At 76.4% G+C, this 15850-nt stretch carries 15 protein-coding genes; 4 read left to right on the forward strand and 11 right to left on the reverse strand.

Annotation, left to right across the window (positions count from 1 at the left end):
- The first annotated feature begins 98 nt into the window (after positions 1-98).
- Positions 99-926: a TIGR02452 family protein gene (locus tag E4U92_RS14600; RefSeq protein ID WP_137300804.1), complete on the forward strand. Its 828-nt coding sequence runs from the start codon at positions 99-101 to the stop codon at positions 924-926.
- On the opposite strand, the gene E4U92_RS14605 is transcribed toward E4U92_RS14600, so the two are convergent.
- The 6 genes from E4U92_RS14605 to E4U92_RS14630 form a co-directional block, all read right to left on the reverse strand.
- A complete protein-coding gene (locus tag E4U92_RS14605; RefSeq protein ID WP_137300805.1) occupies positions 911-1357 on the reverse strand; it encodes a type II toxin-antitoxin system PemK/MazF family toxin in 447 nt (148 codons plus the stop codon). The two genes, E4U92_RS14600 and E4U92_RS14605, sit on opposite strands and share 16 nt — an antisense overlap.
- A gap of 43 nt (positions 1358-1400) precedes the next feature.
- Positions 1401-2903 carry a flotillin family protein gene (locus tag E4U92_RS14610; protein ID WP_137300806.1) on the reverse strand — a complete coding sequence of 501 codons (1503 nt, stop codon included), beginning with the start codon at positions 2901-2903 and terminating at the stop codon, positions 1401-1403.
- 186 nt (positions 2904-3089) lie between these two features.
- A complete protein-coding gene (locus E4U92_RS14615) occupies positions 3090-3308 on the reverse strand; it encodes a hypothetical protein (RefSeq protein ID WP_174863856.1) in 219 nt (72 codons plus the stop codon).
- Positions 3309-3333: 25 nt separating this feature from the next.
- The gene (locus tag E4U92_RS14620) at positions 3334-4755 is read right to left on the reverse strand and encodes an amidase (RefSeq protein WP_137300807.1); all 1422 of its coding nucleotides are present in this window, start codon (positions 4753-4755) and stop codon (positions 3334-3336) included.
- A gap of 242 nt (positions 4756-4997) precedes the next feature.
- Complete coding sequence (locus E4U92_RS14625; protein ID WP_137300808.1) at positions 4998-5861, reverse strand: dioxygenase family protein; 864 nt, start codon at positions 5859-5861, stop codon at positions 4998-5000.
- Positions 5862-5895: 34 nt separating this feature from the next.
- Positions 5896-6846 carry a helix-turn-helix domain-containing protein gene (locus tag E4U92_RS14630; protein WP_137300809.1) on the reverse strand — a complete coding sequence of 317 codons (951 nt, stop codon included), beginning with the start codon at positions 6844-6846 and terminating at the stop codon, positions 5896-5898.
- Positions 6847-6952: 106 nt separating this feature from the next.
- Here E4U92_RS14630 and E4U92_RS14635 point away from each other — a divergent pair, with 106 nt between their 5' ends.
- Together E4U92_RS14635 and E4U92_RS14640 are read left to right on the forward strand one after the other, a co-directional pair.
- A complete protein-coding gene (locus tag E4U92_RS14635) occupies positions 6953-7975 on the forward strand; it encodes a LysR family transcriptional regulator (protein ID WP_137300810.1) in 1023 nt (340 codons plus the stop codon).
- A 68-nt stretch (positions 7976-8043) separates the two neighbouring features.
- Entirely contained in the window at positions 8044-9411 is a 1368-nt protein-coding gene (locus E4U92_RS14640; RefSeq protein ID WP_137300811.1) for a carbohydrate-binding protein, read from the forward strand.
- Positions 9412-9511: 100 nt separating this feature from the next.
- Here the strand turns inward: E4U92_RS14640 and E4U92_RS14645 are convergent, their stop codons facing one another.
- The 4 genes from E4U92_RS14645 to E4U92_RS14660 all read right to left on the reverse strand — a co-directional run bounded on the left by E4U92_RS14645 (position 9512) and on the right by E4U92_RS14660 (position 13525).
- Entirely contained in the window at positions 9512-10852 is a 1341-nt protein-coding gene (locus E4U92_RS14645; RefSeq protein WP_137300812.1) for a jacalin-like lectin, read from the reverse strand.
- A gap of 109 nt (positions 10853-10961) precedes the next feature.
- Positions 10962-11696, reverse strand: a complete 735-nt coding sequence (locus tag E4U92_RS14650) for a polysaccharide deacetylase family protein (RefSeq protein WP_137300813.1) — start codon at positions 11694-11696, stop codon at positions 10962-10964.
- Complete coding sequence (locus E4U92_RS14655; RefSeq protein WP_137300814.1) at positions 11693-12634, reverse strand: DMT family transporter; 942 nt, start codon at positions 12632-12634, stop codon at positions 11693-11695. Before E4U92_RS14655 ends, E4U92_RS14650 begins: the two co-directional genes overlap by 4 nt.
- A 60-nt stretch (positions 12635-12694) precedes the next feature.
- Positions 12695-13525, reverse strand: a complete 831-nt coding sequence (locus tag E4U92_RS14660) for an SDR family NAD(P)-dependent oxidoreductase (protein ID WP_137300815.1) — start codon at positions 13523-13525, stop codon at positions 12695-12697.
- A 207-nt stretch (positions 13526-13732) separates the two neighbouring features.
- Here E4U92_RS14660 and E4U92_RS14665 point away from each other — a divergent pair, with 207 nt between their 5' ends.
- A complete protein-coding gene (locus tag E4U92_RS14665; RefSeq protein WP_422070796.1) occupies positions 13733-14812 on the forward strand; it encodes an MGDG synthase family glycosyltransferase in 1080 nt (359 codons plus the stop codon).
- A 12-nt stretch (positions 14813-14824) separates the two neighbouring features.
- Here E4U92_RS14665 and E4U92_RS14670 read toward each other — a convergent pair whose 3' ends face one another.
- Positions 14825-15649 (reverse strand): ribonuclease BN, encoded by an 825-nt coding sequence (locus tag E4U92_RS14670; RefSeq protein ID WP_174863858.1) that lies wholly within the window; start codon positions 15647-15649, stop codon positions 14825-14827.
- Positions 15650-15850: the final 201 nt, after the last annotated feature.

The following is a 15850-nucleotide window of genomic DNA, read 5'->3' on the forward strand; positions in this document are numbered from 1 at the left end:
GCGTTGCGCGGCAGGACCAGCATCGCTCACGATGCGTTCATGAGCACGACGGGGGAACGGACGGCCGGGGCGCTCATGGCGTGCACGGGGGTGATGCCATGAGCGCCCGGCTCCGCAACCTCGCTCAGGAGACCGAGCGGATCGTGGCGGCGGGCGCCTACCGCCTGCCCGACGGGCGCGAGGTGACCCTGCGGGCGGAGATCGAGGCGGCCCGGCGCGGTACGGAGGTCCTCGGGCCCCGGCCGGTGCCCGTGCCGCGGACCGCGCCCACCGCGACGGTCGTCGAGGTCACCGGTGAGAGCAGCCTCGCCGCCGCCCGCCGGCTCGCCGACCGGCCGGTCGCGGTGCTGGACTTCGCCTCCGCCCGCAACCCGGGCGGGGGGTACCTGAACGGGGCCCAGGCGCAGGAGGAGGCGCTGTGCCGGGCCTCGGCGCTGTACACGTGCCTGCTGCGGGTCCCGGAGTTCTACGCCCACCACCGTGCCCACCGCGACCCGTTCTACTCGGACCGGGTCGTGCACGCGCCGGCCGTGCCGGTCTTCCGCGACGACCGCGGCCGGCTGCTGGAGGAGCCGTACAAGGCGGGTTTCCTGACCGCGGCCGCGCCCAACGCGGGCGTGGTGCTGCGCACGGCCCCGGAGCGGGCGGGGGACCTTCCCGGCGCCCTGGCCGTCCGCGCCGAGCGGGTGCTGGAGACGGCCGCCGCGCACGGCTACCGGCGGCTGGTGCTCGGCGCCTGGGGCTGCGGGGTGTTCCGCAACGACCCCGCGCAGGTGGCGGGGGCCTTCCGGGCGCTGCTCGGGCCGGGCGGGCGGTTCGCCGGGACCTTCGCGCACGTGGTGTTCGGCGTGCTGGACCGCACCCCGGATGCCGGAGTGCGCCGGGCGTTCGAACAGGTCTTCCCGGAGGCTCAGCTCCAGCCGTAGCGCTCCTGCAGGCGCCGCCGGACCAGGTCGAAGCGGCCGCGGTCCAGGGCGCACGCCTCCCGGCGCATGCCCGCCTCGTGCAGGCGCAGCACGCGGTCCACGGCCACCCACGAGTCCCGGCCCGAGCGGTCCCAGGGCCCGCTGCCGATCGGCACCCACTCCCGGTCGTCGTCGTGCCGCTTGCTCGAGAGCTGCACCGCGAGGACCGTGCCCGCGGCCTCCCGGGCGACGACCAGCACCGGCCGGTCCTTGCCCCGCCCGTCGTTCTCCTCGAACGGCACCCAGGTCCACACGATCTCCCCGGGATCGGGGTCGCCGTCGTGGGCGGGCGCGTACGCGGTGCGCACCCGGCCGACCTCCCGCGGGTCGGCCTCGGTGGTGGCGGCGGGGCCGTAGCGGCCCGGGACGTGCTCATCTTCGTACGCGGTCACGGGGGCACTGTAGAACGTGCCCCCGCGACCGCCCCCGACCGCCCTACTTCTCGTCCACCGGGACCCTCTGCGCCGGGGGAGGCGACGCGAGGCCGTTGAGCGACGAAGTCCCGGCGGTGGTCCGCCCGTTCCGGTCCGGCGAGCCCTCCTGGTTCATGGAGGCCAGCAGCTGGCGGGCCAGTCCCAGGCCCGTGCCGCCCATCGTGAGCGCCTTGGCGAACAGCTCGGACATGCCCTCGGCGCCGTTGAGCAGCACCATGTTGTCCACGTTGCCGAACGCCGACGCCCCGGCCCGGACGATCTCCGGCCAGTTCTCGGCGAGTTGCTGGGCGACGACCGCCTCCTGGTTCTCGGCCAGGGCGGCGGCGCGGGCCTTGATGGCCTCCGCCTCGGCGAGGCCCCTCGCCTTGACCGCCTCGGCCTCGGCCAGACCGCGGGCCTGCGCGGCGGCCGCCTCGGCCTCACCCGTGGCGCGGGTCGCGGCGGCCCCGGCGGTGCCGCGGGTGCGGGTCGCCTCCGCCTCGGCGCCCGCGGCCGTCTTGACCCGGGTGGCCTCGGCCGCGGCCGCCAGCTCCGTCTCGCGGGCCTTGGCCTGCGCCGCCGAGATCCGCGCGTCGCGCTCGGCCTCGGCCAGGGTGCGCTTCTCGTACGCCTGCGCGTCCGCGGGCTTGCGGACGTCCGCCTGGAGCTGCTGCTCGCGCCGGTGCGCCTCCAGTTCGGCGACGCGCGTCTCCTGCACGACGACCTCCTGGCGGGCGCCCGCCTCGGCGAGCGGACCGGCCTGGCGGGCCTTGGCGGCGGCCTTGTCACGCTCGGCCTGGTAGCCGGCCTGGAGGATCTCGCTGTCCCGGGTGGCCTCCGCCATCCGCGCGAACGACTGCTGCTCGGCCTCCGTGGCCAGCCGGTTGGCCTCCGCCTGCGCGATGCGCGCGTCCCGCTGGACGGCCGCCGCGTGCGGCATGGCCAGGTTCTGGATGTACCCCGTCGGGTCCTCGATCTCGTGGATCTGCAGCGAGTCGACGATCAGGCCCAGCTTCTCCATCTCCGTGCCGCACGCGGCCCGGGTCTGCCCGGTCAGCTTCTCCCGGTCGCGGATCATGTCCTCGACCGTCAACCCGCCCACGATGGAGCGCAGATGACCGGCGAAGACGTTGTGCACCCGCTCCGCCATCAGCTTCTGCTGGTCGAGGAAGCGGCGGGCCGCGTTCGCGATCGACACGAAGTCGTCGCCCACCTTGAAGATGACCACGCCGCGCACCTTCAGCGGGATGCCCTGGTGCGTCACGCAGTCCACGTGCAGCTCGGTCTCGTTCAGGTCCAGGGACAGCCTGCGCACCGCCTGGACCCCGGGCAGCACCAGCGTGCCGCGCCCCGTGACGATCCGGAACCCCATGCCTTCCTCGAGGCCCTCGGTCCGGTGTTTCGAACCGGAGATGATCAGCGCCTCGTTCGGCTCCGCGACGCGCCACATCATCTTGAACACACCGATCAGTGCGAGGACGGCGGCGACCGCCACCCCCGCTACGACGCCGACGACCATCGGCATACGCCCCCTTGGGATGGTGCCCTCTCGGCACCGGACGATGGGAGTGTGCGCCCGCCCGGGCCGCAGGTGAAGACACCGGCGGATCCTTGTCGCAACCTTGACGTCGGCATGGGGCGGGGCGTGCGTCCCGCCGTGGGTGGGCCGCCGACCGCGGAACACCGCGGCTGAGGAGCCCAGGGGGCAGGCTCAGGTGTCGTAGGCGCCGGTGACGTAGACCGTCCGCGGCGGCAGGTACTCCACGACCATGACCACCGTGCCCGGTTCGATGCGCCCGGTGCCGGGCGCGGGGTGGGCGAGGAAGTGCTCGGCACCGCCGCGCACCCGGACGATCACCTCGCCGACCAGCCCGGGCCCGACCGTCCCGGTCACCCGCCCCATGAGCCCGACCATCGGCGCGTCGTCCATGACCCCAGGGTACGGCCGAAAACCCCTACCGGGCAGGGGAGTCGGCGGCGGTCGGCGCCGGCCAGAGCTCGTGCCAGCGCAGGTCCGCCTCGAGCTGGGCCGCCAGCGACAGCAGCAGCGGCTCGCTGTGCGCCGGGCCGAGCACCTGCGCGCCCACCGGCAGGCCGTCCGCGGTGAACCCGGCCGGGACGTTGACGCCGGGCCAGCCCAGCACGTTCCACGGCCAGGCGTAGGGGCAGGCGGCGATCATCGCCCGGTCGGTGGCGAACCCGCCGAGCGCGGCCATCGCGCCGATGCGCGGCGGGGGAGTGGCCGTGGTGGGCGCGAGGATGACGTCGTACGAGGTGAAGAAGCGGCCGATACGGCGGTGCAGGACCGCCTCCGCGCGCCGCGCGGCCCGCAGCGGGGCCCCGCCCAGCAGCCGGCCCAGCCGCGCCGCGTCCCGGGTGCGCCGGTCCAGGAGCGCCGGGAAGGGTGCCTCGGCGACGTACTCCGCGATCCCGGCGGTCGCCCGCGGCACGAAGGCCAGCCCGATCTGGCCGTAGGGCGGGTCGGCCTCCTCGACGGTGTGTCCGAGGGCGGCGAGCCGCTCCGCGAGGCCCACGACCCGGGCCCGCACGGCGGGGCTCAGCCGGGCGGGCACCGCGGTGAACGGCGGCTTGAGCGCGAGGGCCACGCGCAGCCGGCCCGGGTCCCGGCCGGCCGCCGCGCGGGCGTCGATCGCGGGCGGCCGGTGCGGGTCGCGGGGGTGGTTGCCGCTCGCCGCGTCCAGCAGGAGGGCGGCGTCGGCGACCGTGCGGGCGAGCGTGCCGTTGACCGTGATGCCCTGGAAGGCCTCGCCGCGCGGCCAGGTGGAGACGCGGCCGCGCTGCGGTTTGACGCCCACCAGGTGGGTCCAGGCGGCCGGGATGCGCACCGAGCCGGCCCCGTCCGAGCCGAGCGCGGCCGGGACCAGGCCGGCCGCCACGGCGGCCGCCGATCCGCCGGAGGAGCCGCCGGGGGTGTGACCGGGGTTCCACGGGTTGCGGGTCGCGCCGAACGCGGGCCCCTCGGTGAACGGCCACTGGCCGAGCTCGCAGGTGTTGGTCTTGCCGACGATCACCGCACCGGCCGCGCGCAGCCGCCGTACCGCCTCGCCGTCTTCCCGAACCGGCGGGTGGGTGCCGGCGCAGCCAAAGGCGGTGGGCTCGCCGGCCACGTCCATGTCGTCCTTCACGGCGACCGGCACCCCGAGCAGCGGCCGGCGCCCCCCGGCGGCCAACTCCCGGTCCGCGGCGTCGGCTTCGGCGAGGGCGGCCTCGGCGCGCACGATCCGGAAGGCGTTCAGGGTGCCCCGGCTGCCCTCGATCCGGGCGAGCGTCCGCTCGACGAGCTCCCGCGAGGACACCTCGCCGTCGGCGAGCGCACGGGCGCTCTCGGCCAGCCCTGCGGCACGGTCGGGCGTCATGCGGGCACCTCCGGGACGACGTCGTCTACCGCACAGTAACCTCTGGCGGTGCGTCCGGGGAGGCTGCGCGACGAGGACGCGCGGCACCCCTCGGGAACGAGGACGCGCGGGACCCGGGGGCGCGGGCGAGCCCCGTAGGGGGGCGGACGAGCCTCGTGGGGGGCGGACGGCGGCCCGCCCCCCCACGGCCCCCCGGTGCGATGGTCCTGGTACGCGAGCGGTGGGGATGCCCGGTGGGTCCGTCAGGCCGCTCGCCACAGGGCCGGGACGGCCGGCGGCTCCCAGCCCGGCTGGGCCGTGTGGGCCTGCAGGCAGACGTAGGCGCGGCCGGCGTAGGTGACCCGGTCGCCCGCGCGGTAGGCCGTGCCGACGGCCCAGGTCCCGCTCGGCGACGGCGAGGGACCGGGGCCGGGACCGGGGTCCTGGGCGACGTCGAGGACGAAGTCGAACGCCGCCTCCCGGCCGCCGCCCGCGTCGCGTACGGTCATCAGCAGCCGCGCGTCGAAGATCGTGTCGGTGTTGTTGCGCGGCTCGTCGGGGAAGTAGAGCTGTGTCGTCAGGACCGGACGGCCGGGCGCCTGCGCCTTGACGTGCAGGTGGCGCGTGCGGCCGGGATACAGGCCCGGCACGACGGTGGTCAGCGCGAAGGCGCCGCGGGAGTCGGTGAACTGGTGCCCGCGCAGCCGGAACCCCGTGTTGTCGTAGGCGCCGTTGGCGTCGGCCTGCCAGAAGTCCAGCAGCACGCCGGCCACCGGGAGGCAGGCGCGGCCGAAGACGTAGCCGCTCACGGTCAGCGGGGTGCCGGGCATGCCGGGCTCCCGCAGGCTCGTGCGCTGCGGGGAGTTGGGCTTGAAGTAGGGGCCCTCGATCTGCTCCGGGGTGGGGTGGTCGCCGTCGTCGCAGGACGGCGTGAGCTCCGGGGCCTTCCCGCTCGCCGCCGCCGTGCGGGCCAGCGCCGGGCCGCCGGCCAGGGCGACGGGGATCGCGGCGGTGGCGGCCAGCGCCGCACGCAGCACCGTCTTGCGGCGCACGAGCCGGGCGGAACCCGTGCCGGGCTCGGTACCGGGGTCGTCCGGGCCCGCGCCGTGCCTGCCTGCTCCGTCCATGAGTCCTCCTCGTGGGGGGTGGTGGGCAACGAAACTAGGCGCGCCCGGACGGGGCTTCGAGGGACTGGTGGTGGCGGCTGTGGTGTTTTCGGAAGGCCCCCGGGCTGCTCCCGGTCTCGCGCCGGAAGAACCGGCCGAAGTAGGCCGGGTCGCTGAACCCGGTGCGCGCGGCGACCTGCCGCACCGACAACCGGGTGTGTGCCAGCAGCTGTTGGGCCCGGTACACGCGCGCCTCGATCAGCAGCCGGCCGGGCGGGCGGCCGGTGGCGGCCCGCACCGCCTGCGTGAGGTACCCGGGTGTGACCCCGAGCCGGTCGGCGCACTGCCGCACGCTCCACCCCGCCGCCCCTGACCCGGCGACCAGCTCCGTGAACGCCTCGGCGACGGCGGCCGCACGGCCCTGGGCGCGCGGCCCTGCGCGGTGGCCGGCCAGGTGTCCGGCGGGGCCGGGGAGGCGGGCGGCGCGCAGGACGAGCACGTGCAGCAGGGACCGCAGCGCGCTCTCGTGCCCCGCCGCGCGCTGCCGGTGTTCCGCGAGCAGTTCGGCGAACAGGCACCCGATGGCCCGGTCGTGCTCCGCGTCCAGGGCGAACGGGCAGCGCGTCCCCAGCTCCCGCAGCACCTCCCGGTCACCGGGGTGGTCCACCAGGAAGTCGTCGGTGAACAGGGCGAGGGACCCCTCCGGGCCCCGGCCGCCCTCCCAGTGGTGCACCTGCCCCGGCAGGACCACGGTGAGCTGCGGGGGACGCACCGGCCACCGGGCGAGGTCGACGACGTGGGCGCCCGAACCGGCGGTGACGTGCACCAGCTCGTAGAACGTGTGCCGGTGCGGCCGGTCCCAGCGGGACAGCGGCCCCACCTCCTCGAAGGAGCCCACCGCGAACGGGGGGGCGTCCGGCCCGGCCACCTCCAGCCGGTGCAGCGCCACGTCCCCCACCTCGGGGGGCAGGCTCGGAGTTCCTGGTAAGACCGTGGTGCTGCGCATCGGACGCACTCCCTCCTCGGACACCGGCGGGGTCGCGCACATCCGTTCCCGCTCTGGTCTGCACCAACCCCTTGCCCCCCGCCCCGCGGCGACGCAAGCTCCCTGCATGGAGCTGGAGTTGCGGCATCTCAGAACCATCCGGGCCATCGCCGACGCGGGCAGCCTGACCAGGGCGGCCACCGCGCTCGGCCTCGCCCAGCCCGCCCTCAGCGCGCAGTTGAGGCGCATCGAACGAGCCCTGGGCGGGCCCCTGTTCGAGCGCGGCCGGCACGGCGTGCGCACCACCGCCCTCGGCGAGCTCGTCCTGGAACGCACCCGGGTCGTGCTGCCCGCGGTGAGCGAACTCCAGCGGGAGGCCGCCCGGTTCGCCCGCACCCGCAAGGGCGGGCAGCGGCTGCGCCTCGGCGGCACCCACGGACCGCTGCTGGGGGCGCTGGTGGACCGGCTGGCCGACGCCGCACCCGGCACCACCGTGACCACCTGCGCCTCCTGGTCGGAGCGGGAACTGGCGGAACTGCTGGCCGAGGGGCGCCTGGACTTCGCGCTCACCGGCACCTGCGGCTCCGCCCCGCCGCCCGATCCGCCGCACCTCGTCTGGGAGGAGATCGCCGTCGACCCCGTCTTCGTCATGCTCGCCGACGGCCACCGGCTGGCCGCCGAGCGGGAGGTCGACCTGGCCGCGCTGGCCGACGAGGAGTGGGCCTGCGTCCCCGGCGACGGCTGCTTCGCGGACTGCTTCACCGCGGCCTGCGCCCGCGCAGGCTTCACCCCGCGGCGCATGTACGAGACGGACACCGCGTCCTGCGTGCACCTGGTGCAGGTGGGCCGGGCGGTGGGCCTGTGCCGGGCCACGTTCCCGCCGACGCCCGGCCTCGCCATCCGCCCGCTCGCCGGGACGCCCCTGATGTGGCGCCACCTGCTCGGCCGGCACCCCGCCGGACAGGGGCAGGACACCGCGGACACCGTGCTGGCCCAGGCCCGCGAGGCGCACGCGGGCGCGGCGGCCCGCAGCGACAGCTACGCGCAGTGGCTGGCGCGGCGGCAGCCGGGCGCACCGAACGGCGCCCGCCGGCCGGTGCCGCCGCCCTCCCCGGCGGCTTCCATAACGCGGGGGCAGGGGGTCGGCTGACGTCTTACGGAGCGGTGCGGAGCCTTCCTACGGTGGCGCCACCCCACCGAACCCGAGGAGAACTCCCCATGCTCCATCGACAGTTCAGGGCCGCGTGCGCCGCCGCCACGGCGACGGGCGCCCTGCTCGTGGCCGGGCTCAGCGGCTCCGCGAGCGCCCTGCCGCCGGTCTCGTCCGCCGCCCCCACGGCGGCCGAGACGCTGCGCACCGACGCGGCCCCGCCCGGTCTCCTCGCCGCGCTCCAGCGGGACCTCGGCCTGGACCGGCGGCAGGCACAGGCCCGGCTGGCCAACGAGGCCGAGGCGGGCGCCACCACGGGCCGGCTGCGCGCCGTGGTGGGCGCGCACTACGCGGGCGCCTGGGTGAGCGGCACACTGTCGGACACCCTGACCGTGGCCACGACCGACCCGGGCGACGTGCGCGCCATCCGGGCGCGGGGCGCCGACGCCGTGGTCGTGGACCACTCGCTGGCCGCGCTGGACGCCGCCAAGGCGCGCCTCGACCGTGCCGCCGCGCGCCACGGCACCACCGCCGCGCCCGTGTGGTACGTCGACGTGCGCACCAACACGCTGACGGTGGAGGCGATCAGCGCGGAGGCCGCCCGCTCCCTGCTCCACGCGGCCCGCGTCGACACCTCCCTCACCCGCGTCGTCCGGACCACCGAACGGCCGCGCCCGCTCTACGACCTGCGCGGCGGCGACGCCTACTACATCGACAACAGCACCCGCTGCTCGATCGGCTTCCCCGTGACCCGCGGCACCCAGCAGGGGTTCGCCACGGCAGGCCACTGCGGACGGGCCGGCAGCAGCACCACCGGCTCCAACCGGGTCGCGCAGGGCACGTTCCAGGCGTCCGTCTTCCCCGGCAACGACATGGCGTGGGTGGCCACGAACGCCAACTGGACGGCGACGCCGTACGTCAACGGCTCCAGCGCGCAGGTCGCGGGGTCCACGCAGGCCGCGGTCGGCTCCTCGGTGTGCCGCTCCGGCTCCACGACCGGCTGGCACTGCGGGACGGTGCAGCAGCTCAACTCCAGCGTGACGTACCAGGAGGGCACCGTCGCGGGCGTCACCCGCACCTCGGTGTGTGCCGAACCGGGCGACTCGGGCGGCTCGTTCATCTCCGGCAGCCAGGCGCAGGGCGTGACCTCGGGCGGCTCGGGCAACTGCACGAGCGGCGGCACGACCTACTTCCAGCCGGTCAACCCCATCCTGCAGAACTACGGCCTCACCCTGAAGACCACCACGTCCGGCCCGAGCGACCCGGGCGACCCGGGCAACCCCGGTGACCCGGGCGGCACCTGGGCGGCGGGCACCGTCTACCAGGCGGGTGCGACGGTGACGTACGGCGGAGCCACCTACCGCTGCCTGCAGACCCACCAGGCCCAGCCCGGCTGGGAGCCCCCGAACACGCCGGCGCTGTGGCAGCGGACCTGACCTGCCTGTCCTCGCCGGCGGAAAGGCGGCCCCGGTTCCCAGACCGGGGCCGCCCGGCACGTCCGGGACACGTCCCTCACGGGCACGCGTCCCGCACGGCTCAGCGGCGGGTGCAGAGGAAACCGATCTTGTCGGCCTCGTCGGCCGCCCGGCCGTGGAACCCGGCGATCTGCCAGCCGGCGGGCGCGGTGCGGGTCACGCAGTCGGACGTGGGGGTCCCGCCGGCCAGGGTCCGGCCGAGGCTGGTCGTGAACCGGACGGAGAAGACGCGCGTCCGCCCGTCCTTCCGGCCCCGGCACAGGGTGGCGCCCGTCAGGTACTCGTCGCCGCCGAGGGCCAGCGACGCGGCCGTGCCGCCGCTGCCGCCGTGGGTGAGCACCGTGCCGTCGTCCAGGGTGATGCCCACCTGGTCCACGCGGGAGCCGGCCCGCAGGGCGACGGTGGTCGCGCGGGCGCCCGGCGGCACGCGGTCGACGTCGGTGAAGTGGTCGCCGTGCGGCCCGCCGAACGGGTCGCTCGACCGGTACGCCGGGTCGCGCGACCAGGAGAAGCCGACGGCGACCGGGTCGTGGTCGGAGAGCATCAGCCCGTCGCCCGTCAGGAACCCGGCGTGCTCGTTGCCGTAGGACGTGGCGGTGAGCGTGACCAGCCTGCTGCCGCGGTACAGCACCTTGTCGACGACCTCGCAGGTGTCCGGCACCGTCGGCCCGCTCTGGTCGCACACCAGGGCGTCGCTGCCCTTGGCGGGCGGGGTGCCGCCCCGCACCAGCTCCACCCACGCGTCGGTGAGGCGGTTGGCGGCGGCGAACTCGGCGATGGTGTCGCCGGTGCGGGTGTAGCGGGTGTTGGTGTCGCCCATGACGACGACCGCGTTGCCCGCCGAGTGGGCCGTGATGAACGCGGTGAGCTGGCTGAGGTTGTCCGCGCGGGAGGCCAGGTCCCCGGCAGTGGTGCCCGCGTTGGTGTGCACGTCGTAGAAGTCGACGTACACGCCCTCCGCGAGGCGGTGGCGCGCGAAGGTGAACCCCTTGGGCGTCAGGCAGTCGCCCGAGTCCAACTGGCAGGAGTTCCAGCGGACCCGCTCGAAGTCGTCCTCGTCGTACGGGATCTTCGCCAGCGTGTTGAGCCCGCTGCCGATCCCGGCGCCGCCGCTGGTCGGGGTGCGGTACGGGTGCGCGGTGTCCCCGGCGTACAGGGCGGCGTGGTAGGTGAAGTCCTCCTGCACGTGGACGATGTCGTACGGCGCGACGCGCTGCCCGATGGCCGTGGTGCTGGGCCCGCGCGGCGTGGGCGCGCTGGAGAGGCCCTCGGGCAGGCCGGCCACGTTGTAGGTGAGGACGCTGAAGGTGCCGGAGTCGGCGGCCGCCGCGGACGGCGCGGCGAGGGTGAGCCCGCCGAGGGCGGCCGCGGCCGCCGCCAGACAGGCGAGGAGTCTGCGCATGGGGACGTGTCTCCCGGGGTGAAGGCGCGCTCGGATGCGGGAAAAGCAGGGGCATGACAGACGTTACCGGGGGTTACGCCACTGGGGGGTGCGTTCCGGTCGCTCCTCGTCAGCTCGTTGCGTGCTCGGCCAGCGGCCCCACGCCCAGGCCCGCCTCCCGGCAGGCGGCCACGATCCCCGGCAGGGCCGCGAGGGTGGCGTGCCAGCAGCCGGGCGCGGAGACCAGGTCGGTGTCGTGCAGCAGCAGGGTGCCGCCGCCGCGCAGCCCCGCCGTGGCCGTCGAGCGGACCGACGCGGGGGTCGCCTCGGCGGTCCAGTCCCGGGCCCAGGCCGTCCACAGCACCGGGCGCAGCCCCGCACTCCGGGCGGCGGCCCAGCGGCCGGAGGTCAGGATGCCGTAGGGCGGCCGGTACCAGCGCGGGGACCGGCCCGTGGTCTCCCGTACGGCGGCCGCCGCGCGGGCCACCTCCCGGCGGTCGCGGACCGGGGACGGCAGCCAGGGCCGGTCGTGGGACCAGCCGTGCACGGCCACCTCGTGGCCCCGCCGGACCGCCTCGCGCACCACCTCGGGATGGCGCACGACCTGCTCGCCGAGCACGAAGAAGGTCGCCCGGACGTCCAGCCGGTCCAGGGCGTCGAGGAAGCGCGGTGTGGACGCGGGGTCGGGCCCGTCGTCGAAGGTCAGCGCCACGTGGCCGGGGCGCCCCGTGCCCGCCAGGGACGGGAAGCACCGCAGCCGCAGTCCCGGCAGCCAGGTGGCGGCCGGCACGATGTGGGCCGCGGCGAGCACCGCCGGCGGCACGAGCGCCCACGCCGGCGGGCGGTGCCCCGGACGGTGGCTCATGGGCGGACGGCTCCTCGCTGCGTCCCGGAGTCCCCCGCGGCCGACCGGTGACCCGGCCCGTCGTCCGGCCGTGCCCGGTCCCACGCCCCGCTGATCGACGGCGCCCGCGCCAGACCCAGGCTGCCCGCGCCGATCAGCAGCACGCCGATCACCTCCGGGAGCACCCGGCCGCCGAGCCCGATGCGCTCCTCGAACAGCACCCGCCCCAGCGCGACGCTGGTCAGGGCGTCCCCCAGGGTCAGTGCGGGCTGGGAGACCGCGAGGGTCCCGGACCGCAACGCGCCCTGCAGCAGCAGGAAGCCCACCACCCCGAGCGCGATCGTCGCGTAGAGCGGCCACTGCGCCGGCAGTCGGCCGGGGCCCTCCTGCAGGCGGCCCATGACCTCCTTCATCAGCGCCGCCGTCCCCGCGAAGCACACCGCCGAGGCCAGCCCCAGCAGTCCGGCGCGGGGCGCGCCGCGCACGGCCGGTCCCGCCGCCGTCAGCGCGGCCACGACGGCGAGCAGCACCACCCCGGTGACGAGCCAGCGCCCGGACAGCGCCGTCTCCCGCCCCGCCGAGGGCGCGGCGGCGGCCAGGAACAGTGCCAGGCCCAGGGCGAGCGCCGCGAACGCGCACCAGGTGCGGCGGTCCGGCGCGTGGCCGAAGACCACGCTGCCGACCAGCAGGGTGAACAGCAGCTCGCTCGCCAGCAGCGGCTGGACCAGGGCGAGGGAGCCGACCGCGAGGGCCGCCGCCTGGAGCGCGGTCGACACCGCGAGCAGGGCGGCCCCGGCCAGCCAGTACGGCCGCCGCAGCAGGTGCGCGAGCAGCCGCAGGGCCTGCCGGGCACCCCGCCCGCCGTCCGGTTCACCGGCCGCGGCCCGCCGCTGCAGCACGGACGCCGAGGCGTTGGCGAGGGCCGCCAGCAGGGCGAGGACGACGGTCACCGCGCTCACCCCCGGCTCACCTCCCCGGGAGCCCGTCGTGTCCGCTCGGGACGGCCGCTCACCGCTCGCCTATCCGAAGCGGGTCGCGAGCCGCCGGTACAGGCCCGGTGCCACGCCGCGCACCCGGGCCGGCAGGGACAGCCAGCCGGGCACGAAGACCTCGTCGCGGTCCCGGGTGACCGCCCGCCACACGGCGTCCGCGACCCGTTCCGGCGGCACCGGACGGGGACGCGCACGCCGGTAGGGGGTGCCCCGCCGGTCGAAGAACGGGGTGTCCACCACGCCGGGCACCACGTGGGTGACGCGCACGCCGGTGGGTGCCAGTTCGTAGCGCAGGGCGTCGGCGAACGCCGCGAGGGCGGCCTTGGCCGCGGAGTACACGGCCTCGTCGCGCACGGCGACCACCCCCGCCAGCGACCCGATGAGGACCACGCGTCCCCGGCCCGCCGCGACCATGTGCGGCACGACCTCCCGCACCAGGCGCAGCGTGGCCCGTACGTCGACGTCGATCACCTCGTCGAGGGCGGCGGCCGGCATCGTGCCGAAGCCGCCGGCCCAGCCGATCCCGGCGCCGGCCACCAGCAGGTCCACCCGGCCCGTGCGCTCCAGCGCGCACCGCGTCAGCCGGGCCCCGGCACCCGGCCGGGTCAGGTCGGCGGCGAACGCCGTGCCCGACGCCTGGTCGGCGATCCGCGCCAGCCGGGTCTCGTCCCGCCCGCTGAGCACGAGCCGCCAGCCGCCGTCGGCGGCCAGACGCCGCACCACGGCCGCGCCGATGCCCGACGAGGCACCGGTGATCAGGGCCGTACCGCGGTACCCGGACGCGCCGGCCCCCACGGCGGGCGCGGGGCCGGACGCGGTGAGGGGCTCGGAGCGGGGGCCGGACATGGCATGAGACATGGCGTCATCCGAGGGGGCCGGGGCACGATGCCGGGAGGGGCCGACGGGGCGGCCCGGATGCATGGAGTATCCCGGACCTGATGCGCCAAACGCCCGGCAAACGTAGCGTTTGGGTGGCGGACGGCAGGAGAACCGGAACCCGTGCGAACGTCTCCCTCCGCGCCCCACCGGCATCCCTGCGCACCGGGCGCGCCCCGACGGATCCTGGTGCTCAGCGCGAGCATGGGGGCGGGCCACGACGCCGTGGCCGAGGAGCTCGCCCGCCGCGCCCGCGCCGACGGCGACGAAGCGCTCGTGGCCGACGTCCTCCGCCTGCTGCCCTGCGGCCTCGGCTCCGCCCTGCGCGGCTCCTACCAGGCCTCGGTGCGGCACTTCCCGTGGGCCTACGGCGCGGTCTACGACACGTTCCTGCGCAGCGGCCCCGGGCGCCGCCCCAGCGGGGTGCCGCTCGCCCGGCTGGCCGGCCACCGCCTGACGGAGCTGGCGGACCGGTTCGAGGCCGACGTCGTGGTGTCGGTGTTCCACCTCGCGGCCCAGCTCACCGGGCACCTGCGGGAGCGCGGCGCGCTGCGCGTGCCGAGCGCCGTGTTCGTGCTGGACTTCGCCGTCCACCGGCACTGGATCCACCCGGGGAACGACCAGTACCTGTGCCTCACCGAGGAGGCGGCCGAGGAGCTGCGCCGGGGCGTGACGGCACCCGTGCGGGTGACCGGCCCGGTGGTGCCGGCCGGCTTCCTCGCGCCGGCTCCCGGCGCGGCCCACTGGCGGCGCACCCTCGCCCGGCACCTCCCCGGCCGGCCGCCCGTCCTGCTGTCGGCCGGCGCCTGGGGAGCCGCGTCCCGGCCCTCCGCCACCGCCCGGCTGCTGGCCCGCACGGGCTACCTGCCGGTCGTGCTGTGCGGGCACAACGACCCGTTGCGCAGCGCCGTCACCGCCGTCCCGGGCGCCCTCGCGCTGGGCTGGGTGAGCGACCTGCCCGGCCTGATGGGCGCCGTGCACGCGCTGATCGACAACGCGGCCGGCCAGACCGCCGTCCAGGCGCTCGCCGCGGGGCTCCCCGTGATCGGCTACCGCCCGCTGCCCGGCCACGGCGAGGAGGGCGTACGGCGCATGGCGGGGATCGGGGTGTCCGAGTTCGCCCCCGACGAGGCCGGGCTGCTGTCCGCGCTGGAGCGGGTGCTGGCGGCGGGCCCCGAGCGGGACCTGCGGCGCGAACGCGGCCGCGCCCTGTTCCGCGAGGACCCGCTCGCCCCGGTCACGGCGCTCGCGGAGTCGGCGGCGGTCTGATCGGGCCGGCGCTCAGGAAGCCCCCTCGCGGGCCGCGCCGCTCGGCTCCTCCGCGCGCCGCGGGTCCCGGTGGTGGTCGTCGAACCACTTGCCGACCAGGGCGCCGCCGTACACCACGAAACCCACCCCGATGAGCCACGACTCGACGATGAGGACCGTGCCCACCGCGCCGTAGCTGATCGCGTTGGTGACGATCAACGGCGCGAACACGAAGTGCGAGAAGGCCCGCAGGCCGCCGAGGCCGATCATGGTGGCGAGCGCGCCCGGCAGCAGCTTCAGCCAGGTCACCTGCCCGCCCAGCAGGAAGCGCTGGCCCCACCAGAAGAACAGCACCCCCGTGACCGTGGTCAGCGCGACGCGCGCCGTGCCGTGCAGGGCGGTGCGGGTCTGCACCTCCTGGTAGAGGTAGGCGGTCAGCACGCACATCCAGGTGGCCTGCCGCCAGATGCGGTGCCACGGGCCCGGACCGAGGCACCAGATGCGCTCGTAGCCGTTCTGCACGCTCGCCGCGAAGGACACGCCGAACACGGCGAGCGCCAGACCGCTCCAGACGCTGGTGCTGCTGACCACCTCGCGCGACGGGCTGACGATCTCCGTCAGGACCCGCGCGGAGCGGCCGGACAGCCCCATGCCGTCCGCCAGCCACGGTGCGAAACCGCCACGGCGCAGCGGGTCGGCGGCGGCCACCACGATCAGCAGCGGCGCCAGGGTGACCAGCGCGAGCGTGGCGAAGCCCATGGCACGGTGCATCAGCTCCAGCCGGCGCCCCTGCCGCAGCAGCGAGCCCACGCCGAGCCGGTGCCACCCGTGCCCGAGCCGTCGCACGTGCCGTTTCACGAGGTGCTCCTCCACAGGGCCGATCCGGTGCACCGGGTGCACGACCGCCGGCCCGCCGAACAGACCGGCGTTCCCCCTACCAGCATCCCGGGCGGGGTCGCCGGGCGCCCGTCGCCCCGGTGACAAACTCCCCGCCCGCCGCCCGCCACGGACTGCCGGGACCCCGGGGAGGGGCGCGTTGGGCCGTATGCAGCAGCGTGC

This window comes from Streptomyces galbus (genome assembly GCF_005280195.1).
GTDB classification, from domain to species: Bacteria; Actinomycetota; Actinomycetes; order Streptomycetales; family Streptomycetaceae; genus Streptomyces; species Streptomyces galbus.

Excerpts from the sequence above, each read along its gene's own strand:
- E4U92_RS14600 (WP_137300804.1), top strand. The coding sequence starts at position 99 with ATGAGCGCCCGGCTCCGCAACCTCGCTCAGGAGACCGAGCGGATCGTG.
- E4U92_RS14610 (WP_137300806.1), bottom strand. The coding sequence starts at position 2,903 with ATGCCGATGGTCGTCGGCGTCGTAGCGGGGGTGGCGGTCGCCGCCGTC.
- E4U92_RS14615 (WP_174863856.1), bottom strand. The coding sequence starts at position 3,308 with ATGGACGACGCGCCGATGGTCGGGCTCATGGGGCGGGTGACCGGGACG.
- E4U92_RS14620 (WP_137300807.1), bottom strand. The coding sequence starts at position 4,755 with ATGACGCCCGACCGTGCCGCAGGGCTGGCCGAGAGCGCCCGTGCGCTC.
- E4U92_RS14625 (WP_137300808.1), bottom strand. The coding sequence starts at position 5,861 with ATGGACGGAGCAGGCAGGCACGGCGCGGGCCCGGACGACCCCGGTACC.
- E4U92_RS14630 (WP_137300809.1), bottom strand. The coding sequence starts at position 6,846 with ATGCGCAGCACCACGGTCTTACCAGGAACTCCGAGCCTGCCCCCCGAG.
- E4U92_RS14635 (WP_137300810.1), top strand. The coding sequence starts at position 6,953 with ATGGAGCTGGAGTTGCGGCATCTCAGAACCATCCGGGCCATCGCCGAC.
- E4U92_RS14640 (WP_137300811.1), top strand. The coding sequence starts at position 8,044 with ATGCTCCATCGACAGTTCAGGGCCGCGTGCGCCGCCGCCACGGCGACG.
- E4U92_RS14645 (WP_137300812.1), bottom strand. The coding sequence starts at position 10,852 with ATGCGCAGACTCCTCGCCTGTCTGGCGGCGGCCGCGGCCGCCCTCGGC.
- E4U92_RS14650 (WP_137300813.1), bottom strand. The coding sequence starts at position 11,696 with ATGAGCCACCGTCCGGGGCACCGCCCGCCGGCGTGGGCGCTCGTGCCG.
- E4U92_RS14660 (WP_137300815.1), bottom strand. The coding sequence starts at position 13,525 with ATGTCTCATGCCATGTCCGGCCCCCGCTCCGAGCCCCTCACCGCGTCC.